The organism is Streptomyces avicenniae (assembly GCF_000719135.1).
Lineage (GTDB): Bacteria > Actinomycetota > Actinomycetes > Streptomycetales > Streptomycetaceae > Streptomyces > Streptomyces avicenniae.
On sequence record NZ_JOEK01000001.1, the window covers coordinates 404,556 to 428,883 of the forward strand.

Consider the following 24,328-nt stretch of genomic DNA (forward strand, 5'->3'; position numbering starts at 1 on the left):
ACTCGGACATTCTCGACATAGCGGTCAGTGAGCCGCGAAGGCGGGCACGAGGGGTCGAATCCACTTTCGTCACCGTGTCGCGTACCCCTAACTCTGCGGAGTGAGGCAATTCGTGCGGGATTCCCCCGGAAGAGAGCGTGAACGGCGTTTGAATCGGGAATTCCACCACGCCTCGTGCGCCCCGGAAGAATCCCGCCGAGTATCCACAGGCGCCCACTCCAACCTGTGGATAACTCCGTGGACAACCGCCCTGACCTGTGGATTTCCCGCAACGCCTTTCCCGGCAAAACGGGCAAAAACCCTGCCGTGTTTTCCCCTCGGACCGCTGTTCACCCCACCCGCGGGCACCCCGGTAGCCTTGTCCCGTGATTGACCTTCGCCTGCTCCGTGAGGACCCCGACCGCGTGCGCGCCTCCCAGCGCGCCCGAGGGGAGGACGTCGCCGCCGTCGATGCCCTCCTGACCGCCGACGAGCGGCGCCGGTCCTCCGCGTCCCGCTTCGACGAGCTGCGGGCGGAGCAGAGGCAGCTCGGCAAGCGCGTCCCGCGCGCCGAGGGCGAGGAGAAGGCCGCGCTGCTGCGGAAGGCCGCCGAGCTGGCCGCTGCCGTCAAGGCCGCCGACGCCGCACGGGACGAGGCCGCCGCCGACGCCCAGCGCCACCTGCTGGCGCTCGGCAACCTCGTGCACCCGGACGTCCCGGTCGGCGGCGAGGAGGACTTCGCCCTCCTGGAGACGCACGGCACGGTCCGCGACTTCGCGGCCGAGGGCTTCACCCCCCGCGACCACCTGGAGCTGGGCCAGGCGCTCGGCGCCATCGACACCGAACGCGGCGCCAAGGTGTCCGGCTCGCGTTTCTACTACCTCACCGGCATCGGCGCGCTGCTGGAGCTGGCCCTCGTCAACGCGGCGATCGCCCGCGCGACCGAGGCCGGGTTCGTCCCCATGCTGACGCCCGCGCTGGTCAAGCCGCGCGCCATGGAGGGCACCGGCTTCCTCGGGCAGGCGGCGCAGGACGTCTACCACCTGGAGAAGGACGACTTCTACCTCGTCGGCACCTCCGAGGTGCCGCTCGCCGCGTACCACATGGACGAGATCATCCCGGCCGAGCAGCTGCCGCTGCGCTACGCGGGCTTCTCGCCGTGCTTCCGGCGCGAGGCCGGGACGTACGGCAAGGACACCAAGGGCATCTTCCGCGTCCACCAGTTCGACAAGGTCGAGATGTTCTCCTACGTCGCGCCCGACGAGGCGGAGGCCGAGCACCGGCGGCTGCTGGAGTGGGAGAAGGAGTGGCTGACCGCGCTTGAGCTGCCGTTCCGCGTGATCGACGTGGCCAGCGGCGACCTGGGCGCGTCGGCGTCCCGGAAGTTCGACTGCGAGGCGTGGATCCCGACGCAGGGCAGATACCGCGAGCTGACGTCCGCGTCCAACTGCCTGGAGTTCCAGGCGCGCCGCCTCCAGATCAGGATGCGCACCAAGGACAAGGGCATCCGGCCGCTCGCCACGCTGAACGGGACGCTGTGCGCCGTGCCGCGCACCATCGTCGCGCTGCTGGAGAACCACCAGCTGGCCGACGGGTCGGTGCGCGTGCCCGAGGTGCTGCGCCCGTACCTCGGCGGCCGTGAGCTGCTCACCCCGGCCGACGCACGTTGAGCGCTCGCGTCAGCCTGCCGCAGCGGTTCCCGTACCGGCTGGTCGCCACCGACCTGGACGGCACGCTGCTGCGCGGGGACGGCACGATCTCGCAGCGCACGCGTGACGCGCTCGCCGCCGCGCAGGCGGCGGGCGCGGAGCATCTCGTGGCCACCGGCCGCAGCGTCGCGTGGACGCGGGACATCCTGCGCGCGCTCGGCTACCGGGGCATCGCCGTCTGCGGCCAGGGCGCGCAGCTCTACCACGCGGGCGAGGACCGGCTGTTGACGTCCATCACCCTCGACCGGGCCGTCGCGCGCCGGGCGGTCGAGCTGCTGGAGGACGCCCTCGGGCCGCTGGCGGTCGGCGCGGCGGCGGACGGGGTGGACGGCGACATCAGGATGGACGCCCACTTCCGGCCGGTGGACGGGGACAACGTCACCGACGAGGTGAGCGAGCCGCAGGACGTCGCGCCGGACCGGGAAGGGCTGTTCGCCGAGCCGGTCATCAAGCTGTACCTCCAGCATCCTTCGCTGAGGGACGACGCGTTCGCGGCGGCGGCGCGGGAACGGCTGGGCGGGGTGGTGGACTTCGTCGTGTCGGGCCCCGGGCTGGTGGAGATGCTGCCGCTCGGGCTCTCGAAGGCCACCGGGCTGTCCCTGGCCGCGCGGCGGCTGGGCGTACGGGCCTCGGACACCATCGCGTTCGGCGACATGCCCAACGACGTGACGATGCTCGGCTGGGCCGCGCACGGCGTGGCGATGGGCAACGCGCACCCGGAAGTCCTCGCGGTGGCCGACGAGGTGACGGGCAGCAACGACGAGGACGGCATCGCGACCGTCATCGAGGCGCTGCTCGCGGCCTCCCCTTGAGGGAAGTTATCCACAGGCTGTGCAACACGCCTGTGGAAAAGCCGGTTTGACGGTCCGTCGGCAGCAGGATCCGATCATTCACGGACACGGAGATACGCGGGCGGCACCGCGTCCGTCAGCCACACACCGTTGTCGCTGAGGTGGAACGTCCCGCCGTCCCGGTGCATCGCCCCGCTGTCCACCGTGAGGACCACGGGTCTGCCGCGCCGGGCGCCGACGCGGGTCGCCGTCTCGCGGTCGGGCGAGAGGTGGACGTGGTGGCGGCCCATGGGGCGCAGCCCCTCGTCGAGGATGGCGGACACGTGACGCGCGGTCGTGCCGTGGAAGAGGTGGGCGGGCGGCTCCGCCGGTGGCAGCCCGAGGTCCACCTCCACCGTGTGGCCCTGGCTGGCGCGGATGCGCAGGTCGTCGCCCGTGCCGTCGAGGGCGTAGCGGCGTTTGTCGTTCGTCGCGACGACCTCGGCGAGTTCGTCGGGGGTGATCGGGAAGCCGTGGCGGCGGGCCGCGTCGAGAAGGGCGGCGACCGGGGTCCAGCCCTGGGCGTCGAGCGTGATGCCGATGCGGGCCGGGTCGTGTCTGAGGTGGCGGGAGAGGTACTTCGAGACGCGTATGCGCCGTCTGTCGTCCATGCGGTCAGGGTGCCGTAGGTCGGCGCGTGGGGGACACCGCATTTCGGCACGTCGGGACGGCGCACCCGTCACGCTGTACAACACGGGGAAGGACCTGCACCGTTGGTCCCATGAACCACACCACTCTCGACGTTGACAGCGTCCGCGCCGGGACGCCCGGCTGTTCCGAGCGCGTCCATCTCAACAACGCGGGCGCGGGGTTGCTCTCCCGGCGCACGCTGCGTGCCGTGACCGGGCATCTCGAACTGGAGGCGGCCATCGGCGGGTACGAGGCGGCCGACCGTGAACAGGAGCGCATCGGCCGTACGTACGCGGACATCGCGACGCTGATCGGCGGCCGGGCCGCCGAGGTCGCGCTGTTCGACAACTCGACGCACGCCTGGCAGGCCGCCTTCCTCTCGCTCACCCACACCTTCGGGCCGGGCGACCGGATCCTCACCGGGCGCGCCGAGTACGGCAGCAACGTGCTGATGTACCTGCACGCCGCCCGGCGGTTCGGGGTCGAGGTCGTCGTCGTCCCGGACGACGCGCACGGGCGGCTCGACACCGAGGCGCTCGCCGGGCTGATCGACGAGCGGACGCGGCTGGTCGGCGTCAGCCATGTGCCGACCGGCGGCGGACTCGTCAATCCGGCGGCGGAGATCGGCCGGATCACGCGTGCGGCCGGGGTGCCCTTCCTGCTGGACGCCACGCAGTCGGTGGGCCAGTTCCCGGTGGACGTGCGCGCGTTGGGCTGCGACATGCTGACGGCGACGGGCCGCAAGTTCCTGCGCGGGCCGCGCGGCACCGGCTTCCTCTGGGTGGCCGAGGCCATGCTGGGGCGGGTCGAGCCGGTCATGCCGGAGATCAAGTCGGCCGAGTGGGACGGCGCGCGCGGCTTCACCTGGCGGGCGGGGGCCGAGCGCTTCGCGTCGTGGGAGATGAACTACGCGGCGGTGCTGGGCCTCGGCTCGGCCGTCCGCCAGGCGCTCGAACTGGACCCTGCGGTGACGGGGGCGCGCGCCGTCGCCCTGGGCGCGCGGCTGCGGGACGCCCTGGACGCGCTGCCGGGCGTCACCACCCACGACCTGGGGCTCGACCGGTGCGCCATCGTGACGGCCCGGGTGGGGGACGTCCCGGCGCGTGCGGTGGCCGCGGCGCTCGCCGGGCAGGGGGTGAACGTCTCGACGACCGATCCGTCGCACACGCAGTTCGACGCGGAGGTCAGGGACGTCCACCCCCTCGTCCGTCTCTCGCCGCACTACTTCACGACGGAGGACGAACTGGACCGGGCCGTCGCGCTGATCGACGGGCTCGCGCGGGGGCGGTGAGGGCGCGGCGCCGGGTCAGACCACCTGTCCGCGCGCCTCGGCGAGCGCGACGACCTCCGCCTCGGCCGCCGCCAGCGACTCGTCCGCCAGACCGCGGTACGCGGCCAGGTGCGGCGCGAATCCGGCGAGGGTCATCTCGGCGGCGACGAAGCTCATGTTCTCCTCCGGCACGCCGAGCCCGCCGAAGTACGCCCGCAGCCAGGGCGTCTGGAAGTCCCAGGCTTCCCGGGGCGTCCCGGGGCCGTAGGCGCCGCCGCGCGCGGAGACCACGACCAGCCGCGTGCGGCGCAGGAGGCTGTCCCCGGTGGCCGGATCGGTGAAGACGCCGGGGAAGCCGACCCGGTCGATCCACGCCTTCAGCAGGGCGGACACGGAGAAGTTGTACATCGGCGCGCCGATCAGGACGGTGTCGGCCTCCAGCAGTTCGGTGATCAGCGGGTGCGTCAGCGCCCACTCCCGCTCCTCCTCGGGGCCCCGGACGCGCGCGGCGACGCCGGACAGGGCGGTCAGGCCCTCCCGCTCCTGCCGCCGCCCCAGCGCGCAGTAGGCGGTGCCGAGCGGGGGCACGGGCGCGGCGGCGAGGTCGTGGTACCGGTAGCCGTCCGCGCCGTGCAGGGCCCGCCAGTCCCGCGCGAACAGTGCGGTGAGCCGCCTGCTGACCGACTCGTCGGAGCGGTGGGCACTCGAATCCAGATGCAGCAGCCGTGTCCGGGCCGCCGGTACCGTCCCCTGTGTCGGCTGTGTCGGCTGTGTCGGCTGTGTCGGTTGCGCCGGCTTCATCGGTGTTGTCATGGCGGAGCCTGTCACCTCGGTGTGGTTGCGTTCGTCAAGGAGGCTGACGCCCGGGGGTGAGGAAAGGTGACCGGTGGAAGAGCTGGACGGCCCGGACGACCCGGGTGAGCTGGACGAGCCGCGTGAGCTGGATGACCTGGCAGAACGCTTCGACGCCCAGCGCGGGACGCTCCTGTCGGTCGCCTACCGGCTGCTCGGTTCCGTCGGCGAGGCGGAGGACGCCGTGCAGGAGACCTGGCTGCGTCTGAGCCGGTCCGACGCCGGGGCCGTGGAGAACCTGCCGGGCTGGCTGCGTACGGTGATCACCCGCATCTGCCTGGACGTCCTGCGCGCCCGCCGCTCCCGCCGGGAGGACCTGACCGGGCAGGAGGTGCTCGACCAGGTCGCGGAACCCGCCGCGGGCGGCCGTCCTGAGGACGAGGCCCTGCTGGCCGACTCCGTCAGCCGCGCGCTGCTCGTCGTCCTGGACCGGCTCGCGCCCGCCGAACGCGTCGCCTTCGTGCTGCACGACATGTTCGCCGTGCCCTTCGACCAGATCGCGCCCCTCGTCGGACGCACCCCCGTCACCACCAAGAAGCTCGCCAGCCGCGCGCGGGGCAAGGTGCGGGGCGCTCCGGTGGTGTCGGCGGACGAGCTGGCCCGTCGTCACACGGCCGTCTCGGCCTTCCTCGCCGCCGCGCGGGCCGGCGACCTCGACGCGGTCCTGGCGGTGCTGGCCCCCGACGTGGTGCGCCGCAGCGACCCCCTGCTGCTCCCGCCCGGCGCCGCCGCCGAGGTCCGCGGCGCGCGGGCCGTGGCGGAGGGCACCGTGTTCCTCGCCTACAGGTCACGAATCGCGGAACCGGCCCTGATCGACGGCTCGGTGGGAGCCGTCGTCGCGCCGGGCGGGCGGCTGCTGATCGCGCTCACCTTCGCCGTCGAGGACGGCCGGGTCGCGGCGTACGAGGTGATCGCGGACCCCGCACGCCTCCGGCGGCTCGACATCGCCGTCCTGGACGGGTGAGCGGCGGGGGCGTCGCCCCGCCCCCGCGCGCCCGCCGGAGGTGCCGGACCGGGCCTGGGGTCCGTCTTCGAAGGGGGCGTCCGGCCGCTCGCGGCGTCCGGTGCGTGCGAGCGCAAGGCGCCGCGAGCAGGGCGACCCCTGTGAAGACGGGCCTCAGTCGTCGGCCGCCACGGTGAGGACGGTGAGGCGGCGGATCGCGTACCAGGTACCGGCGACGGTGACGGCGGCCAAGAGGATCACGGCCGTCGGCAGGGCCACGTCCGAGGTGACCCCGGTGCCGTCGGCCGCGACCCGCTCCGCCAGGGAGAGGGACCACTGCTGGACGCTCAGCGTCCGCGCGCCCGACACGATGCTGCCGAAGAGCGTCTCCCAGATGAGCGAGTAGATGAGGCCGAAGACCACCGCGTTCCGCGAGACGGTGCCCAGCAGGAGGAACACCGCGCTGTAGGCGATCGAGGCGACGGCGGCCGCCAGCGTGTAGGCCCCGGCTATCTGCTGGCTGTTCCCGTTCATGATCATCCCGGCCAGCAGGACCGGGACGGTGGTGAAGAGCATGGTGACCGCGATCGCGACCCACAGCTTCGTCAGGATGATGGTGCGCCGGGGCAGCGGCTTCGACAGCAGGTAGACGATCGATCCGTCGTCGATCTCCGGGGCGATGGCGCCCGTTCCGGCGATGACGCCGATCAGCGGCACCATGGCGGCCAGGCCGAAGCCGCCGAGCACCTCCTCGGTCACCCGGTCGTCGGCCCCGCCGATGGCCCGGACCGCGATCGCGATCAGGATCAGCAGCCCGGGGAGGATGCTGAGGAGGATGGCGCGCCTGCGGCCCAGCAGCGCCCGGTAGGTGAGCCGGGCGACGGTCTCGTTGTACACGGCAGGGCTCCTTACGCGCTGATCAGGTAGGAGAAGACGCTTTCCAGGGACTCGTCCGACGGGGAGACCGCGAGCAGCCTGATCCCGTGGTCCCTGGCGAGCCTGGGCAGTTCGGTGGTGAAGCGGCCGAAGTCGTGCGCCTGCACCCGCAGGGCACGCTCGGCGGTGTCCACCTCGATGGACGTCGTGGACGGGTCGCCGATCAGCGCGGCGGCCAGCGCGCGGTCGTCGCTGGAGCGGATCAGGTACTGGTGCGGCCGGTCGGTCATGAGACGCCGGATGCGCCGGAAGTCACCGGACGCGGCGTGCCGCCCCGCGACGATCACCTCGATGTGCCCGGCCAGTTGCTCGACCTCCTCCAGGATGTGGGAGGAGAACAGGACGGTACGGCCCTCGTCGCCCATCCTGCGGAGCAGCGTCATCAGCTGCATCCGCTGCCGGGGGTCCATGCCGTTGAACGGCTCGTCGAGCAGCAGCACGGACGGCTGGTGCACGAGGGCGGAGGCCATCTTGACCCGCTGCCGCATGCCCTTGCTGTAGGTGGAGATGCGGCGGTCCGCCGCGTCGGTCATCTCCACGGTGGCGAGGGCGTCCCGCGCGGCGGCCTTCGGATCGGGCAACCGGTGCAGCTCGGCGTTGGCGAGCACGAACTCGCCGCCGGTCAGGTAGTCGTACATCCCCTCACGTTCGGGGACGAGCCCGATGTGGCGGTAGACGGACTCGTTGCGCCAGATGGACGCGCCGTCCAGCGTGACCGTCCCGGCCGAGGGGGCGAGGAAGCCGCTCATCATGTGGATGAGCGTGGACTTGCCCGCGCCGTTGGGGCCCAGCAGACCGGTCACGCCCGGGCCTATGGCCATGCTGATGTCGTTGACGGCGACCACGTTGCCGAACCAGCGGGAGACCTGGGTGATCTCGATGGTGGTCATGGGTCAGATCCCGGCCTTCCGGTAACGGCGCAGCAGGAGCGCCAGGCACAGGGCGACGAGCCCCGCGACGGCGAGCAGAGAGGCGATGCCCTGGAGTGTCGTCGGCTGGACGCCCGCGGGGAACCCGGTGGTGCCGCCCAGGAACGCGGCCTGGATGCCGTCCACCAGCGAGGCGGGCGAGAAGAGGCCGAACCAGCCGATCGCGCCCTCGGAGTCCTGCGTCTCCATGAGCGCTTGGAGGGGGTACACGGCGAAGCCGGGGATGGTCAGCACCGCGATGACGGCGGCGACGCCGAAGCCTCGTCGGGGGGTGAACGACGCGACCAGCAGGGCGATGCCCGCGTACAGCACCGACAGGACGGCCGTGGCGACCAGGCCCTGGAGGTATCCGGTCGTCTGGTCGGCGAAGCCCAGCTCGGCGAGCAGCCCGCCCACGTACGAGATGGTCAGCGGCAGCCCGGTGAACAGGAAGAGCGCGCCGACGAGGGCGGCGAACTTGGCCGTCACGTAGTCCGCGCGCGTGATGGGCCGGGAGAAGTAGAGCGGCATCGTCTTGTACCGCAGGTCGAGCGAGACCAGTTGGGGCGCGGCCATCGCCAGGAAGAGGACGACGATGGGCTCCATCGACAGGGCGTACCGCGTGTGGTCGATGAGCAGCTCGTCCGTGCCGGTGGTCGAGGCGACCGCGACCATGATGACCGCGGGCAGCGCCATCACGGCGAACAGCCCCCACGGCAGCACCTTCGAGCGGGCCGGGCGGCCGAGGCCGAAGGCGCCGCGCAGGGAGTGGACGAAGAGCGAGTACCGGGCGTAGCGCGCGCCGAGGCGTGCGCCCTCGTACCGGCGGTACCCGATGTCGTGGATACGGGCGTCGGCCGTCTGCCGGGGGATCGTCATGACTGCGCCTCCTCGAAGACCTCGGCGATGCGGTGGCGGCGCTGTTCCATGCGGACCAGGCCGAGGCCGAGGTCGGCGACGGTGTCACGGACGATGTCGTACACCTCGGCGCCGGTGACCTCGATCTCCAGCAGCTGCCCCACGGTGGGCGCGGCGGTCACCCCGGCCGCCGCCAGGGCGGCGCGTACCGCGTCGGAACCGCGCGGGTGCGCGTCGCTGTCGGTGACCTCGATCGCCAGGGCTGCGGTGACCTCCGTGAAGCTGGCCGTGGACTGCGAGCGCAGGAGACGGCCGCCGTCGATGACGACGATGTGGTCGCAGGTGCGCTCCAGCTCGCCCAGCAGGTGTGAGGTGACCAGCACCGATATCCCGAAGTCGGCGTGCACCCGGCGGATCAGGGAGAGCATCTCGTCGCGCCCGGCCGGGTCGAGGCCGTTGGTCGGCTCGTCGAGCAGGACGAGGCTCGGGTCGTGCACCAGGGCCTGGGCGAGCTTGACGCGCTGCTTCATGCCGGTCGAGTAGCCGCCCATCGGGCGGTACCGCTCCTCGCGCAGGCCGACGTGCCGCAGGGTGTCGGCGGTCCGCTCACGCGCCGCCGTGACCGGCAGACCGGACATCCTGGCCATGTGGACGACGAACTCGGTGGCCGACACGTCGGCGGGCAGGCAGTCGTGCTCCGGCATGTAGCCGACGCGCGCGCGGATCGCGTCGCCCTCCCTGGCGGCGTCGAGGCCGAGCACGGCGGCACTGCCCTCGGTGGCCGGGGCCAGCCCCAGCAGGAGCTTGATCAGCGTGGACTTGCCCGCGCCGTTCGAGCCGATCAGCCCCGTGACACCCGGGCCTATGTCCACCGTCAGCCCGTCGAGCGCGGTCACCCGTGGATACCGCTTCGTCAGGCCCCTGGTCTGAATCACGCTTGGATACGTGCTGTCTGCGCTCACCCACGAGACGCTAGTGCCCCGCGGGCAGGCCCCGCGTCCCACTTTGGTCTCAAGACGTGCTCTCTTTCGTCCCTCGCCCCGCCGGTCGGCCCCCTAGGGGACGGCCCGCCGGTCAGGTCAGGCCGTCAGCTGGGCGAGCCCCTCGGTGGCGATCCGCTCGAAGACGGCGAGGTCGCCCGCGAAGACCGAGTTCTCCACCGGCCAGTGGAGCACCAGCTCGGTGAACCCCAGCTCCGCCACCGCCCCGGCGTAGTCCACGAACGCGCCGACCGACGACAGCGCGTCCCCGCCGTCCCCCGAGCCCGAGTGCAGCAGCACCCGCCCCAGGGTCGCCGGCTCGCGGCCCGTCTCCTCGCACACCGCGTCCAGGCGGTCCACCTGACGGCGCAGCGCGCCGAGCGCGTCCGGCGTCCGGCCGCCGTCGAACCCCGCCGGGTCACCGACCGTCACCCACGCCTGCCCGTGCCGCGCGGCGAGCCGCATCCCCCGCGGCCCGGTCGCCGCGACCGCGAACGGCAGCCGGGGACGCTGCACGCACCCGGGGACCGTGCGGACCTCGTGCGCCGAGTAGAAGTCGCCCTGGTACGAGACGCCACGCGCCGGACCGCCCGCGCCCCCCTCGCTCAGCAGCCGGTCGAGCAGCCGCACGAACTCGGCGAACCGCTGCGCGCGCTCACGCGGCGACCACGCCTCCTCGCCCAGCGCCGTCGCGTCGTACCCGGTGCCGCCAGCGCCGACGCCGAGGGTGATCCGCCCGCCGCTGATGTCGTCGAGCGTGATGAGTTCCTTGGCGAGCGTCACCGGGTGGCGGAAGTTGGGTGAGGTGACGAGAGTGCCGAGCCGCAGGCGTTCGGTCACCGCGGCGGCGGCCGTGAGCGTCGGCAGGGCACCGAACCACGTGCGGTCCCTGAAGGTGCGCCACGAGAGGTGGTCGTAGGTGTAGGCGGTGTGGAAGCCCAGCTCCTCGGCATGCTGCCAGGTCCGCCGGCCACCGTCCGACCAGCGGTGGACCGGCAGGATGACAGTGGACAGCCGGAGCGGCAGCTCGGATGTGACAGCCATGACCAGCAAGCGTATGCCCTATCCGGCGGGACGGAGCGCCCCTTCCCGACAACGACCGGGTCCGTCCGCATCCTCGTGGTCTCTCGCACGGATGTGCGCGCATATGCTCGACAACTGTGTCACTTCCCGAGGATCTCCCCCGCCTGATCGCCACCGACCTCGACGGCACCCTGCTGCGCGACGACAAGACGGTCTCCGCGCGGACCGTCGCGGCCCTCGCCGCCGCCGAGGAGGCCGGTGTCGAGGTGATCTTCGTGACGGGCCGTCCCGCGCGCTGGATGAACGTGGTGAGCGACCACGTCCACGGCCACGGGATGGCCATCTGCGGCAACGGCGCGGCCGTCGTGGACCTCCACCGCGGCGGAGAACTCGTGGAGACGTACCCCCTGCCGCGCGAGAACGCGCTGGCCGTCGCCGACGCGGTACGGGCGGCGGCGCCCGGCGCCGTCTTCGCCGTGGAGCGCACCGCGGGCTTCCACCACGAACCGGACTATCCGCGCCTCGAATTCGAGCCCGCGTTCGAGGTGGCACCGGTGGAACTCCTGCTGGCCCACGACGGCGCCCGCACCGGCCTGCCGGTCCTCAAGCTGCTCGCCTTCCACCCCACGCTCGCCCCCGACACCTTCCTCACCCTCGCCCGCGACGCCACCGGCGGACGCGGCGAGGTCACCAGGTCCAGCCCCTCGGCGCTCCTGGAGATCAGCGCCCCCGGCGTCAGCAAGGCCAGCACGCTCGCCCGGCACTGCGCGCGGCACGGCATCTCCCCCGCGGAGGTCATGGCCTTCGGCGACATGCCCAACGACCTCGACATGCTCGGCTGGGCCGGGACCGCCTACGCCATGGCCAACGCGCACCCGGCCGTCCTCGCCGCCACCGAGCGGCACACGGCCTCCAACGAGGAGGACGGCGTCGCGCGGGTCGTCGAGGCGCTGCTCGGCACGCACCGTCCCGCCGTCCGCTGACCGGCCGGGACGTGCGCGAGCGCGCCGCTCAGGCGTCGTCGCCGCCCTCGGCCGGGCTCGTGAAGTCGGGGCTGGAGAAGCCCGGATGCAGGTAGCGCGGCTCGGGCGCCGCGCCGCCGCCGTCCCCCCGCGCCGCGGCGCCGCCCGGCCCGTGGAACGTCGGGCTGGAGAAGCGGGGGCTTGAGAAGTCCGGGCTGGAGAAACGCATCCTGGGCCCGCTCTCCTGCGGCGGATGCGCCACTGCCGCGGCGCCGTCGTCCTCCCGCCGCGCGGCCAGCAGCACGGGCGCCACACCCCGCTCGACCAGCGCACGCCGCCACTCCCCGCGCGCCCGCGCCACCTCGGCAGCCCCGCCGCCGGAGGACGAGGCCCGGATCGCCGTCGCCGACCCGTTGCGCACCGCCGCGACCACGAGACCGGACACGGCGATCAGCATCCCGCCCGCCGCGACCAGCGCGAACACCCAGCCCACGCCCCGCATCCCGGCCGCCACCTCAGGCTCGGGATCGACGAGGCCCAGCGTGTAGCCCAGCAGCAGGAAGACGACCCCCGCGACCGCCGCGAGCACCGGCACCAGCGTGACGACGACGGCCCACGTCCCCGTCCCCGCGCCGCCCGCACCGTCCGCGCGCCCGTGCGCGCGGCGCAGGGCGACGTACCGCTGATACTCCTCGTCGGCCGCCGCCGTGACGGCTGGCAGCGCGGCGTGGAGCGCGGCCCGCAGCCGTTCGGCCTCGGCGGGCTCGCTCCAGGCGGTGAACCGGGCCGTGCGCAGCGCCTCTTCGAGGACGCGCTCGACCTCGGCCTCGTCCTCGGGCGGCAGACCGTCCGCGCTGTTCATGGGCGTCCCCCTGCCGTAAGGGCGAGCGGATGGGTGCCCGATCGTAGAGCGGACAGGCCGTCCGCGACAGGCACGTGCCCGAAATCCTTACGGACCGGTAGGCAAACCGCAGGTGGGCGCCGCCGCCCCGCGTGTCGCGCGCGGGGCGTCCACCGGCCAGGACGGGGGAGGCGGGCGCCTACTGCGGCAGCGGCAGCGGGGTGATGAGCAGCTTTCCTGCCATGGTGACGCCGCCGTCCATCGCGATGGCGAGGGAGTCGGCGTACACGTAAGGGCCCGTCACGCGCGGCCCGGCGCCCTCCTCCCCGTCGGCGCTCTCCGCGTCGCCGCCGTTCTCCCCCGTCAGATAGGGGATGGGGCTGTGGCCGTGGACGACGCAGCGTCCGCCGAACGTGTCGAGCAGCTCACGCGCCGCCTGCGGCCCGTCGTCGTCCCGGAACGCGAAGCGCTTCGTGAACTTGCGGAAGAGGTCCCAGGTCTCCTCGACGTCGTTGCGCTGCAACGCCTGCCAGATGGCGTCGTTCACGTCCTCGACGGTGCCGCCGTAGTCCAGGTACGCCGTCGTGTCGGAGTGCATCAGCAGGTAGCCGTCGGCGACGGCCATCGAGTCCAGCCGGGACATCCACTGCACATGGTGGTCCTGGAGGCGCTCCATGTCGGAGCGCTGGCCGCCGTTGAGCAGCCAGACGGTGGAGAACGACGCGGTGCCCGCCGCCGATTCGACCGGTGCGTCGCCGAAGCGGGACGCGCCGAGGAGCAGCAGCTCGTGATTGCCGAGGATGGCCTTGCAGTAGCCGCCGGCCGCCGCCGCCTCCGCCGAGAGCCGCATGACGAGGTCGAGCACGCCGACCCCGTCGGGGCCGCGGTCGGTGAAGTCGCCGAGGAACCAGAGGCGGGCGTTGCCCGCGGCCCAGTTGTCCGAGGCGTCCGTGAGGCCCGCCTCGTGGAGCGCGGCCCGTAGTTCGTCGAGGTAGCCGTGGACGTCGCCGACCACGTACAGCGGTCCGGCGCCCTCGATCACCGGCAGGTCGCGCTCCGTCGGCGTGTACCGGGGCACGGGCGCGGCCGGTCCGTCCCCGCCCTGCAGCCCGTCCGGTCCCTCGCCGGCCCCCTGAGTCATCGACCCCTCCACCACTACGCGCCGCCTCCACCTGGGGGACCTGCCGACCAGCCGATCCCGGTGCCGTTCGCCCATCATAGGAATGCCGGTGCCCGGATGTGACACACCTGTACCGGGGAATCTACTGGTCGGCGGCGGGGGCCTGCCGCGGGGCCGCCACCCGGGCGTGCGCGAGGCGTCCGTGCCCGGCGCCCGCGGTGAGCGGCGGGCGCTGCGACGAGGTGCGGACGATCAGCTCGGTCGGCATGACCTGGTGCAGCGCCTCGGGGGCGGGGACGGGCGCGGCGGAGCGGCCGTCGGCGTTCTCGATGGCGTCGATGAGCAGTTGGATGACAGTGGTGCCGATGCGTCCCGGCTTGAGGGAGAGCGTGGTGATGGAGGGTTCGGTGCCCGCGTAGACGCTGGACTCGCTGCAGCAGACGATGAGCAGGTCCTCGGGGACGCGCAGGCCGTAGCGGCGGGCGGCGGCCAGCAGGTCGGTGCCGTTCGGGTCGAACAGGCCGTAGACCGCGTCGGGCCGGTCGGGGCGGGCGAGGAGCCGGTCGGCGGCGACGGCTCCGGCGCAGGGGTCGTGGGCGGGGTACGCCTCGTAGACGGGTGCCTGGCCGTTGCGTTCGCACCAGTTGAGGTACGCGGTGGTGGACAGGCGGGTGTAGGTGTCGGTGCTCGTGCCGGTCAGCAGGCCGATACGGCGGGCGCCGCCCGAGGCGAGGTGGTCGAGGAGCCCGGCGACGGCCGCCTCGTGGTCGTTGTCCACCCAGGCGGTGACGGGGAGGCTGCCGCCCGGACGGCCGTCGGAGACGACCGGGATGCCCTGGCGGACCAGTTCGGTGACGACGGGGTCGTGGTCGGAGGGGTCGATGACGACGGTGCCGTCGAGGGCGACGTTGGACCAGACGTCGAACTCACGGTGCTGGGAGGTCGCCGGGAGGATCACCAGCGCGTACCCGCGGGCCAGCGCGGCGGAGGTCGCGGCGCGCGCCATCTCCGCGAAGTAGGCGAACTCGGTGAAGGTGAACGGTTCTTCGCCGTAGGTGGTGACGGTGAGCCCGATCAGTCCCGATTTGCCGGTGCGGAGGGTGCGGGCGGCGGCCGACGGGCGGTAGCCGAGCCGGTCGGCGACGGAGCGCACGTGGCGGCGGGTCGCGTCGGGGAGGCGGCCCTTGCCGTTGAGGGCGTCGGACACGGTGGTGATCGAGACACCGGCGGCTGCGGCGACGTCCCGGATGCCCGCCCGTTGTCCGCTCATCCTGCGGCCGGCGGTCCGGGTCACCTGATGCTTCGCTGCTGTCATGGCGACCTGATGGTAGGCCCGGACGGGGAGGTGCGGGGCGGCAGGTGGACGGCGGGGCGGCGTCACGTTTCTGCATGCCACACCACCCCATCGACCTGCGGATTCGTGGCCCGGATCACCCGACGGCTTTGCTTCGGAAGGCTGGATCGCTCTTTGTCTAGGAGGCAAGGGAGATTTCAACGTCGCCGCCCTCACCCTCACGGGTGTGGCGCGCCACGGCACACACCACCGGCGCACGGCCCGGCCACGCGCCCCCGTCGCACCGGCGTACGCCCCGACGGAGGAGGGGGCACCGCCCTCTTAGGGTGGGCCGGGTGACGACCTCATCTTCTCAGGAGCCCCTCGCGCGGCCGGGCAGCGGCCCCCGGCTGCGCCCCGCGCTGGACGGCATTCCGGCCTACGTGCCGGGCAAGCCCGCCGACGGCGGCCCGGTGACGTTCAAGCTGTCCTCGAACGAGAACCCGTACCCGCCGCTGCCCGGCGTGCTGGAGAGCGCGGTGGCCTCGGCCGAGGCGCTCAACCGCTACCCGGACCTCGCCTGCGCCGCGCTGACGGCCGAGCTGGCCGGGCGGTTCGGCGTCCCGGTCGGCCATCTCGCGACCGGCACCGGCTCGGTGGGCGTGGCCCAGCAGCTGGTGCAGTCCACGGCCGGGCCGGGCGACGAGGTGATCTACCCGTGGCGGTCCTTCGAGGCCTATCCGATCATCACGCAGATCTCCGGAGCGACCTCGGTGCGCGTGCCGCTGACCGCGGACGAGGAGCACGACCTCCCCGCCATGGCGGACGCGATCACGCCGCGGACGCGCCTGATCTTCGTCTGCACGCCGAACAACCCCACGGGCACCCCCGTGCGCCGGGCCGCTCTCGACAGCTTCCTCGACCGGGTGCCGGGCGACGTCCTGGTCGTGCTCGACGAGGCGTACCGCGAGTTCAGCCGTGACCCGGAGGTGGCCGACGGGATCGACGTCTACCGGGAGCGGCCCAACGTCTGCGTCCTGCGGACGTTCTCCAAGGCGTACGGGCTGGCCGGGCTGCGGATCGGCTTCGCCGTGGCGCACGAGCCGGTGGCCGCGGCGCTGCGGAAGACGGCCGTGCCGTTCGGTGTGAGCCAGATCGCACAGAACGCCGCCATCGCCTCCCTGCGGAGCGAGGCGGCGCTGCTGGAGCGGGTGGAGGCGCTGGTCGCGGAGCGGACCCGGGTGTCGGACGCGCTGCGCGCGCAGGGCTGGCGGGTGCCGGAGTCGCAGGCGAACTTCGTCTGGCTGCGGCTGGGCGGGGAGACGGCGGCGTTCGCCGGGGCGTGCGAGGCGGCGGGGGTGACGGTGCGGCCGTTCTTCGGCGAGGGCGTCCGCGTGACGGTCGGGGAGCCGGAGGCGAACGACCTCGTGCTGCGGGTGGCGGAGGCGTTCCTGGCCGCCCACCCGGGGCTGCGGGCCTGACGGGAGGGCCGGGACGAGAGGGGTGCACCCCCCGCGAATCGGACGCGGGGGACGTGGTCCATAATGGAGCTTGTGAATGTGAATACGTTCACAAGATCTTCCCGCAGACCGCGGAGGGAGCACCCACGTGGACCTCGCACTCGCACCGGAGACCCTGGCGCGGTGGCAGTTCGGCATCACGACCGTCTACCACTTCCTCTTCGTCCCCCTGACGATCTCCCTCGCCGCCCTGACGGCGGGGCTCCAGACCGCCTGGGTGCGCACGCAGGACGAGAAGTACCTCAAGGCGACCAAGTTCTGGGGCAAGCTGTTCCTGATCAACATCGCCATGGGCGTGGTCACCGGCATCGTGCAGGAGTTCCAGTTCGGCATGAACTGGTCGGACTACTCCCGCTTCGTGGGCGACGTCTTCGGGGCTCCGCTGGCCTTCGAGGCGCTGATCGCCTTCTTCTTCGAGTCCACGTTCATCGGCCTGTGGATCTTCGGCTGGGACAAGCTGCCGCCCAAGCTCCACCTGGCCACGATCTGGACCGTCGCGGTCGGCACCGTGCTGTCGGCGTACTTCATCCTCGCCGCGAACTCCTGGATGCAGCACCCGGTGGGCTACCGCATCGACGAGGAGACGGGACGCGCGCAGCTCACCGACTTCGTCGCGGTCCTCACGCAGAACACCGCCGTCGCCCAGTTCTTCCACACGATCACCGCCGCCTTCCTCACCGGCGGCGCGTTCATGGTGGGCATCGCCGCCTACCACCTCATGCGCCGCAAGCACGTCGCCGTCATGCGCACGTCGCTGCGGCTCGGACTCGTCACCATGGTCGCGGCCGGGATGCTGACCGCGTTCACCGGCGACCGGCTCGGCAAGATCATGTACGAGCAGCAGCCCATGAAGATGGCCGCGGCCGAGGCCCTGTGGGACACCGAGGCACCGGCGCCGTTCTCGCTCTTCGCGGTCGGGGACGTGGACCGGGGCCACAACACCGTCGCCATCGAGGTGCCAGGACTGCTGTCCTTCCTCGCCCATGACAACTTCAGCGAGGCCGTGCCCGGCATCAACGACACGAACGAGGCCATGCAGGAGCTGTACGGCCCCGGCGACTACCGGCCCAACATCCCGGTGGCCTACTGGAGCTTCCGCTGGATGATCGGTTTCGGGATGACCTCGGCCGCCCTCGGCGCCGCCGGGCTCTGGCTCACCCGGCGGAAGCTGTGGCTGTCCGAGCGGCTGCGCACCGGCGCGGACGAACGGCCCCGGCTCGCCCTCACCCGGGACCGCGAGCTGAGCCCCCTGCTGACCCGCTGCTACTGGCGGCTCGCGCTGCTGACCATGCTCTTCCCGCTCGCCGCCAACGCCTGGGGCTGGATCTTCACCGAGACCGGCCGCCAGCCCTGGGCCGTCTTCGGGCTGCTCCGCACCGAGGACGCCGTCTCGCCCGGGGTGTCGCAGGCCGAGGTGATCATCTCGCTCGTCACCTTCACCACGCTGTACGCGATCCTCGCCGTCATCGAGGTCCGGCTGATGGTCAAGTACGCCAAGGCGGGCCCACCGGAGCTGACCGAGTCCGACCTGAACCCGCCCACCCGGATCGGCGGGGACGACACCGCCGACCGCCCGATGGCGTTCTCGTACTAGGAGCGCACGATGGAACTCCACGACATCTGGTTCGTCATCATCGCCGTGCTGTGGGTCGGCTACTTCTTCCTGGAGGGCTTCGACTTCGGCATCGGCGTGCTCACCGGCACCCTGGCCCGCGACCGGGCCGAACGGCGCGTGCTGATCAACACCATCGGCCCCGTCTGGGACGGGAACGAGGTCTGGCTGATCTCGGCGGGCGGCGCCACGTTCGCCGCCTTCCCCGACTGGTACGCGACGCTCTTCTCCGGCTTCTACCTGCCGCTGCTCCTCATCCTCGTCGGACTGATCGTGCGCGGCGTGGCCTTCGAGTACCGGGTGAAGCGGTCGTCCGAGGCATGGCAGCGCAACTGGGAACGCGCCATCTTCTGGTGCTCGCTCGGCGTCGCGTTCCTGTGGGGCGTGGCCTTCGCCAACATCGTGCGCGGCGTGCCGATCGACGCCGACCACGAGATGACCGGCGGCCTCACCGACCTGCTGGGCCCGCACGCGCTGTTGGGCGGCGTCGCGACCGTGATCCTCTTCACCTTCCACGGCGCCGTCTTCGCCGCGCTCAAGACCACCGGCGACATCCGGCTGCGGGCACGGCGCGCGGCGGGCGGTCTCGGCATCGCGACCGCCGTGGTCGCGGGCGCCTACCTGCTGTGGACCCAGGGCGACAGCGGCAACGTCCGCAGCCTCGTCGCGGTGGCGGTCGCCTTCGCGGCCCTGGCCGCCGCGCTGGCGGCGAACGCGGCGGGCCGCGAGGGATGGGCGTTCGTCTTCTCGGGACTGCTGGTCGTCGCCTCGGTGGTGATGCTCTTCCTCGCGCTCTTCCCCGACGTCATGCCCTCCTCGACCGACCCGGCCTGGAGCCTGACGGTGGAGAACTCGGCCTCCGCGCCCTACACCCTGCGGATCATGACCTGGTGCGCCGCCCTGGCCACGCCGCTGGTCCTCGTCTACCAGGGCTGGACCTACTGGGTCTTCCGCAAGCGCGTCGGCACCCAGCACCTCGCCTCGTAGTCCCTGCTCACCTCACCGGAGGCTGACCGGACATGAAGCCCATCGACCCCCGTCTCCTGCGGTACGCCCGCGCCACCCGTGGCTTCCTGGCCGCGTCGGTGCTGCTCGGGCTGGCGGGCGCGGGCCTGGTCATCGGCCAGGCCGTGCTGATCGCCGGCGTCGTCACCGACGCGTTCACCCGGGGTCTCGACCTCGGCGAGCTGCGGACCCCGCTGCTCCTGCTCGCCGCCACGGCCGCCGGGCGCGCGCTGGTGGCCTACCTGACGGAGCTGGCCGCCCACCGTTCGGCCGCCGCCGTGAAGTCCGAGCTGCGGCTGCGGCTGCTGGCCCACGCGACACGGCTCCCCGACCGGGGCGGCCGGTCCACCGGCGAGCTGGCGACGCTGGCCACCCGGGGGATCGACGCGCTGGACGGCTACTTCGCCCGCTACCTACCGCAGCTCGGCCTGGCGGCCGTGGTGCCGGTCGCCGTCCTGGCCAGGATCGTCACCGACGACTGGGTGTCGGCGGCCACCATCGCCGCCACGCTGCCGCTGATCCCCCTGTTCATGGCCCTGATCGGCTGGGCCACCCAGGCGCAGACCGACCGGCAGTGGCGGCAGCTCACCCGGCTGGCCGGGCACTTCCTCGACGTCGTCGGCGGGCTGGGCACGCTCAAGGTCTTCGGCCGCGCCAAGGCCCAGGCCGCCAACATCCGGTCGATCACCGACGACTACCGGCGCTCCACCCTCCGGACGCTGCGGATCGCGTTCCTCTCCTCCTTCGCCCTCGAACTCCTGGCCACGATCTCGGTCGCCCTGGTGGCGGTGAGCATCGGCATGCGCCTGGTGGCGGGCGAGATGGACCTGTTCACCGGGCTCGTCGTGCTGATCCTGGCGCCGGAGGCGTACCTGCCGCTGCGCCAGGTGGGGGCCCAGTTCCACGCCGCGCAGGAGGGGCTGTCGGCGGCGGACGAGGTCTTCACCCTGCTGGAGACCGAACCCCCCGCCCCCGGCACGGCGCCGGTCCCGGACAACCCGACGCTCACGCTCGACCGGCTGACCGTCCGCCACGCGGGCCGGGCCACCGACGCGCTGGCGCCCGTCAGCCTCCGCCTCGCCCCCGGGGAGACGGTCGCCCTGACCGGCCCGTCGGGCGGCGGCAAGTCCACGCTGCTGGCCGCCGTCCTCGGTCTGGTCCGGCCCACGGCGGGCCGCGTCCTGGTCAACGGCCAGGACCTGGCGACGCTCGACCCCGCCGCCTGGCACCGGACCATCGCCTGGGTGCCCCAGCACCCGCACCTCTTCGCGGGCACGGTCGCCGAGAACGTGCGGCTGGCCCGCCCGGACGCCGACGACGCGGCCGTGGCCGCGGCACTACGCGAGGCCGCGGCCGGTGATCTCGACCCGGCGCGGCGGCTGGGGGAGGGCGGCTCGGGCCTCTCCGCCGGTCAGCGCCGCCGGGTCGCACTGGCCCGCGCATTCCTCGCCGACCGGCCGATCCTGCTGCTGGACGAGCCCACCGCGGCGCTGGACGGCGCCACCGAGGCCGCCGTCGTGGCGGCCATCCAACGGCTCGCCGTGGGCCGCATGACCGTGCTGGTCACCCACCGGCCCGCGCTGCTCGCCGCCGCCGATCGGGTGTTTCACGTGAAACCAACCCATCCGAACGGCCCCATATCCACCGAACCACCGGCCGAACGGGGCACGCCGGACGCGTCCGGCCCGCTCGCCGCCCCGGCCACCCACCCCACGGCCGACCGGGCGCCCGAGGACACGGTGCCGTCGGACAGGCCCGCCCGGCACGTCTCACCGCTCCGCTGGGTACGCGTCGCGGGCACCGCCCACGCCGGGCGCCTCGGCCTCGCCGCCCTGCTGGGCGCGCTCGCACTGGCCAGCGCCGTCGGCCTCATGGCCACCTCGGGCTGGCTCATCTCCCGGGCCTCGGAGCAGCCGCCCGTCCTCTACCTGATGATCGCCGTCACCGCGACCCGCGCATTCGGCATCGGCCGGGCCGCGTTCCGGTACGCCGAGCGGCTGCTCAGCCACGATGCCGTCCTGCGCATCCTCGCGGGCCTGCGGGTGACCGTGTACCAGCGGCTGGAACGGCTCGCTCCGGCCGGTCTCGGCCGCACGCGGCGCGGGGACCTGCTGACGCGCCTGGTCGCCGACGTGGACGAGTTGCAGGACTACTTCCTGCGCTGGCTGCTGCCGTTGACCGGCGCCGTCACGGTCAGCACGGCGGCCGTCCTGTTCACCGCCTGGCTGCTGCCCACGGCGGGCGTCGCCCTGGCCATCGGCCTCCTGGCGGCGGGCGCGGGTGTCCCCCTGCTCACCGGCCTCATCGCCCGCCGTACGGAACGCCGGCTCGCCCCCGCACGCGGCGCCCTGGCGACGGCGACCGTCGATCTGCTCACCGGCACGGACGAACTCACCGTGGCCGGCGCCCTGCCCGCCCGCCAGGCCGCCGTCGCCACCGCGGACCGACGCCTGACGCGGCTGGCCGCCCGCTCGGCCACCGCGCAGGCCGTCGGCGGCGGCCTGCTCGCGCTGGTCAGCGGCCTGACCGTCGCGGCGGTCGCCTGGACCGCGATCCCGGCGGAACCGGGCGTCTGGCTCGCCACCCTGGTGCTGACTCCGCTCGCGGCCTTCGAGGCGGTCTCCGGGCTGCCGCTCGCGATCGCCCACCGGCAGCGCGCCCACCGTTCGGCCGAACGGCTCCTCGCCGTCCTCGACGCCCCCGCGCCGGTGCGCGAACCGGAGCACCCGGCACCCGCGCCCGACAGCCCGTTCCCCCTCACCGTGCGCGCCCTGACCGCACGCCACACGGACAGCCCCACGCCCGTCCTGGCGGGCATCGACCTCGACCTCACACCGGGCCGCCGTATCGCCGTGGTCGGGCCCTCGGGCGCGGGCAAGACCACGCTCGCCCACTGTCTGCTGCGCTTCCTCGACCGGACCGGCGGCAGCTACACCCTGGCCGGGACCGACGCGGCCGACCTGGACGGCGACGCCGTACGCCGCCTCGTCGGCCTCTGCGCCCAGGACGCCCACCTCTTCGACAGCTCCCTGCGCGAGAACCTCCGGCTCGCCGCGCCAGGCGCCGAGGACGCGACGCTGCGCGAGGCGCTGGCCGCCGCCCGCCTGCTGGAGTGGGTGGACGAGTTGCCCGACGGCCTCGACACCCCGGTCGGCGAGCACGGCGCGCGTCTCTCCGGCGGCCAGCGGCAGCGCCTCGCCCTGGCACGCGCCCTGCTGGCCGACTTCCCCGTCCTCCTCCTCGACGAGCCGGCCGAACACCTCGACCTCCCCACCGCCGACGCCCTGACGCGCGACCTGCTCGCCGCGACCGAGGGGCGGGCCGCCCTCCTCATCACCCACCGGCTCACCGGTCTCGACGCGGTGGACGAGATCCTGGTCATGGAGCACGGGCGGATCGTCCAGCGCGGCCCGTACGCCGCCCTGGCGGAGGGCGACGGCCCGTTCCGCCGTCTCCTGCTCCAGGAGCGAGCCGCCGAGCCGGATGCGACACACATCGAGGAAATCCCGACTTTCGCCCTCATGTCCGACTGATTACGCTCGCTGTCATGCGGCAGCGGATACCGATCCCCAGGCTGCTCAGGGCCATGGAGTTCATCGGCGGCGACATCGAGCCCGCGGCCGTCCTCGACCACACGGTACGGACGGCCGCCGAGCTGGCGGGCGCCCGGTACGCCGCCCTCGCGGTCCTCAACGAGGACGGCAACGGCATCGGCCACCTCGTCACCCACGGCACCGGACCGTCCCCCGAACGGCTCGTCCGGTCCCTGCTGGACGGCACGTCGCCCCGCTCACCCGGCATCCTCCACGTGCCGGTCCTGGTGCACGGCGCCAAGTTCGGCGCGCTCCAGGTCGCGGACCGCGCGGACGGCCGCCCGTTCACCGCCGAAGACCGGCAGATGCTGCGGATCCTCGCGACCGAGGCGGGCATCGCGCTGGGCAACGCGCGGCTCCACGAGGCCATCCGCACCCAGTCCCGCTGGATGGACAGCAGCCTCGAACTGTCCACCTCCCTCCTGTCCGACGACGAGGGCAACGCCCTGACCGTCGTCGCCGAACAGGCCCGCAGACTCTCCGCCGCGGCCACCGGCGCCGTCCTCGAACCGGCCGACGACGGCGGCCTCCAGGTCGTCGCCGCCAGCGCCGACGCGCCCCGCGGCCTGATCGGCGCCGTCGTCCCCGGCCACAGCCTCGCCGTACGGCAGGTCATGGCGGGCGAGCCCGTCGATCTGGAGGACCCGGCGAGCGACCCGAGGACCGACACCGACCGCACGCTCGGCATCGGCCCGACGCTGCTGCTGCCCCTGGCCAGCGAGGGCGCGGTCCTCGGCGCCCTCGCCCTGTGCCGCACACCGGGCGCGCCACCCTTCACGGTGCCCGAACGCGCGATGACCACCCAGTTCGCCCAGCAGGCCGCCCTGGCGCTGCTGCTCGCCCGCGCCCGCCGCGACCGGGAACAGCTGGCCGTGCTGGAGGACCGCAACCGCATCGCCCGCGACCTGCACGACCTCGTGATCCAGCGCCTGTTCGCGGTGGGCATGGTGCTGGAGAGCGCCAGCCGCGCCGTGCCCGCGGCGGCCGACCGTGTCGAGACCGCGATCCAGGAACTCGACGCGACCATCCAGGAGATCCGCACCGCGATCTTCGCCCTCCAGCAGTCGCCCGACGCGGCGCCGAGCGGGCTGCGCACCCGCGTCCTGCGCGAGACCGGAACGGCGTCGGCGACCCTCGGTTTCACCCCGTCCGTCGCCTTCACCGGCCCGGTGGACGCGCTGGTGCCCGAGTCGATGGCCGCACAACTCGTCGCCGCACTGCGCGAGGGGCTGTCCAACGCGGCCCGGCACGCCCACGCGTCCCGGGTGGACGTGACGGTCAACGGCGTCGCCCCGATGCCCGACGACCGGCCCGCCGTGACCCTCACGGTCACGGACGACGGCGTCGGCATCCCGCCCGGACGGACGCGGCGCAGCGGGCTGCGGAACCTGCGGGACCGCGCCAGGTCCCTCGGCGGGGACGCCTGGGTCGGGCCAGGCCCCGACGGGAACGGGACGACGCTCACCTGGCGTGTCCCGCGCTGA

20 protein-coding genes are annotated in these 24,328 nt (G+C 73.2%); 10 read left to right on the top strand and 10 right to left on the bottom strand.

Going from position 1 to position 24,328, the window contains the following annotated elements; all coding sequences use genetic code 11:
- The first annotated feature begins 365 nt into the window (after window positions 1–365).
- Both serS and IF27_RS01885 read left to right on the top strand, forming a co-directional pair.
- Window positions 366–1,649: a serine--tRNA ligase gene (gene serS / locus IF27_RS01880; protein ID WP_052847450.1), complete on the top strand. Its 1,284-nt coding sequence runs from the start codon at window positions 366–368 to the stop codon at window positions 1,647–1,649.
- A complete protein-coding gene (locus IF27_RS01885) occupies window positions 1,646–2,500 on the top strand; it encodes an HAD family hydrolase (RefSeq protein ID WP_223290871.1) in 855 nt (284 codons plus the stop codon). Before serS ends, IF27_RS01885 begins: the two co-directional genes overlap by 4 nt.
- A 74-nt stretch (window positions 2,501–2,574) precedes the next feature.
- Here the strand turns inward: IF27_RS01885 and IF27_RS01890 are convergent, their stop codons facing one another.
- On the bottom strand, window positions 2,575–3,129 hold the full coding sequence (locus IF27_RS01890) for an RNA 2'-phosphotransferase (protein ID WP_052847451.1): 555 nt from the start codon (window positions 3,127–3,129) through the stop codon (window positions 2,575–2,577).
- Window positions 3,130–3,239: 110 nt separating this feature from the next.
- Here IF27_RS01890 and IF27_RS01895 point away from each other — a divergent pair, with 110 nt between their 5' ends.
- Window positions 3,240–4,439: an aminotransferase class V-fold PLP-dependent enzyme gene (locus tag IF27_RS01895; RefSeq protein WP_052847452.1), complete on the top strand. Its 1,200-nt coding sequence runs from the start codon at window positions 3,240–3,242 to the stop codon at window positions 4,437–4,439.
- 15 nt (window positions 4,440–4,454) lie between these two features.
- Here the strand turns inward: IF27_RS01895 and IF27_RS01900 are convergent, their stop codons facing one another.
- Window positions 4,455–5,219 (bottom strand): FMN-dependent NADH-azoreductase, encoded by a 765-nt coding sequence (locus tag IF27_RS01900; protein WP_110945433.1) that lies wholly within the window; start codon window positions 5,217–5,219, stop codon window positions 4,455–4,457.
- 94 nt (window positions 5,220–5,313) lie between these two features.
- On the opposite strand from IF27_RS01900, the gene IF27_RS01905 reads away from it, so the two are divergent.
- Window positions 5,314–6,234 (top strand): sigma-70 family RNA polymerase sigma factor, encoded by a 921-nt coding sequence (locus IF27_RS01905; protein WP_420821974.1) that lies wholly within the window; start codon window positions 5,314–5,316, stop codon window positions 6,232–6,234.
- Window positions 6,235–6,387: 153 nt separating this feature from the next.
- Here IF27_RS01905 and IF27_RS01910 read toward each other — a convergent pair whose 3' ends face one another.
- The 5 genes from IF27_RS01910 to IF27_RS01930 form a co-directional block, all read right to left on the bottom strand.
- Window positions 6,388–7,110: an ABC transporter permease gene (locus IF27_RS01910; RefSeq protein WP_052847453.1), complete on the bottom strand. Its 723-nt coding sequence runs from the start codon at window positions 7,108–7,110 to the stop codon at window positions 6,388–6,390.
- An 11-nt stretch (window positions 7,111–7,121) separates the two neighbouring features.
- Complete coding sequence (locus tag IF27_RS01915) at window positions 7,122–8,039, bottom strand: ABC transporter ATP-binding protein (RefSeq protein ID WP_052847454.1); 918 nt, start codon at window positions 8,037–8,039, stop codon at window positions 7,122–7,124.
- A gap of 3 nt (window positions 8,040–8,042) precedes the next feature.
- Window positions 8,043–8,936: an ABC transporter permease gene (locus IF27_RS01920; RefSeq protein ID WP_052847455.1), complete on the bottom strand. Its 894-nt coding sequence runs from the start codon at window positions 8,934–8,936 to the stop codon at window positions 8,043–8,045.
- A complete protein-coding gene (locus tag IF27_RS01925; RefSeq protein ID WP_052847456.1) occupies window positions 8,933–9,850 on the bottom strand; it encodes an ABC transporter ATP-binding protein in 918 nt (305 codons plus the stop codon). The genes IF27_RS01920 and IF27_RS01925 overlap by 4 nt, the downstream gene beginning before the upstream one ends.
- Before the next feature lie 144 nt (window positions 9,851–9,994).
- Entirely contained in the window at window positions 9,995–10,921 is a 927-nt protein-coding gene (locus IF27_RS01930) for an LLM class flavin-dependent oxidoreductase (RefSeq protein WP_052847893.1), read from the bottom strand.
- 134 nt (window positions 10,922–11,055) lie between these two features.
- Here IF27_RS01930 and IF27_RS01935 point away from each other — a divergent pair, with 134 nt between their 5' ends.
- Complete coding sequence (locus tag IF27_RS01935; protein ID WP_223290873.1) at window positions 11,056–11,901, top strand: HAD family hydrolase; 846 nt, start codon at window positions 11,056–11,058, stop codon at window positions 11,899–11,901.
- Window positions 11,902–11,929: 28 nt separating this feature from the next.
- Here the strand turns inward: IF27_RS01935 and IF27_RS01940 are convergent, their stop codons facing one another.
- The 3 genes from IF27_RS01940 to IF27_RS01950 form a co-directional block, all read right to left on the bottom strand.
- On the bottom strand, window positions 11,930–12,742 hold the full coding sequence (locus IF27_RS01940; protein WP_052847458.1) for a hypothetical protein: 813 nt from the start codon (window positions 12,740–12,742) through the stop codon (window positions 11,930–11,932).
- Window positions 12,743–12,920: 178 nt separating this feature from the next.
- Entirely contained in the window at window positions 12,921–13,862 is a 942-nt protein-coding gene (locus IF27_RS01945) for a metallophosphoesterase (protein ID WP_052847459.1), read from the bottom strand.
- A gap of 121 nt (window positions 13,863–13,983) precedes the next feature.
- On the bottom strand, window positions 13,984–15,156 hold the full coding sequence (locus IF27_RS01950) for a LacI family DNA-binding transcriptional regulator (protein WP_223290874.1): 1,173 nt from the start codon (window positions 15,154–15,156) through the stop codon (window positions 13,984–13,986).
- Between the two features lie 314 nt (window positions 15,157–15,470).
- On the opposite strand from IF27_RS01950, the gene hisC reads away from it, so the two are divergent.
- The 5 genes from hisC (at window position 15,471) to IF27_RS01975 (ending at window position 24,328) form a co-directional block, all read left to right on the top strand.
- The gene (gene hisC, locus IF27_RS01955) at window positions 15,471–16,595 is read left to right on the top strand and encodes a histidinol-phosphate transaminase (protein ID WP_052847460.1); all 1,125 of its coding nucleotides are present in this window, start codon (window positions 15,471–15,473) and stop codon (window positions 16,593–16,595) included.
- A gap of 127 nt (window positions 16,596–16,722) precedes the next feature.
- Window positions 16,723–18,228: a cytochrome ubiquinol oxidase subunit I gene (locus tag IF27_RS01960; protein WP_052847461.1), complete on the top strand. Its 1,506-nt coding sequence runs from the start codon at window positions 16,723–16,725 to the stop codon at window positions 18,226–18,228.
- A 9-nt stretch (window positions 18,229–18,237) separates the two neighbouring features.
- Complete coding sequence (gene cydB / locus IF27_RS01965) at window positions 18,238–19,233, top strand: cytochrome d ubiquinol oxidase subunit II (protein ID WP_052847462.1); 996 nt, start codon at window positions 18,238–18,240, stop codon at window positions 19,231–19,233.
- Window positions 19,234–19,265: 32 nt separating this feature from the next.
- Window positions 19,266–22,784, top strand: a complete 3,519-nt coding sequence (gene cydD / locus IF27_RS01970; protein WP_052847463.1) for a thiol reductant ABC exporter subunit CydD — start codon at window positions 19,266–19,268, stop codon at window positions 22,782–22,784.
- Between the two features lie 14 nt (window positions 22,785–22,798).
- Complete coding sequence (locus tag IF27_RS01975; RefSeq protein WP_052847464.1) at window positions 22,799–24,328, top strand: sensor histidine kinase; 1,530 nt, start codon at window positions 22,799–22,801, stop codon at window positions 24,326–24,328.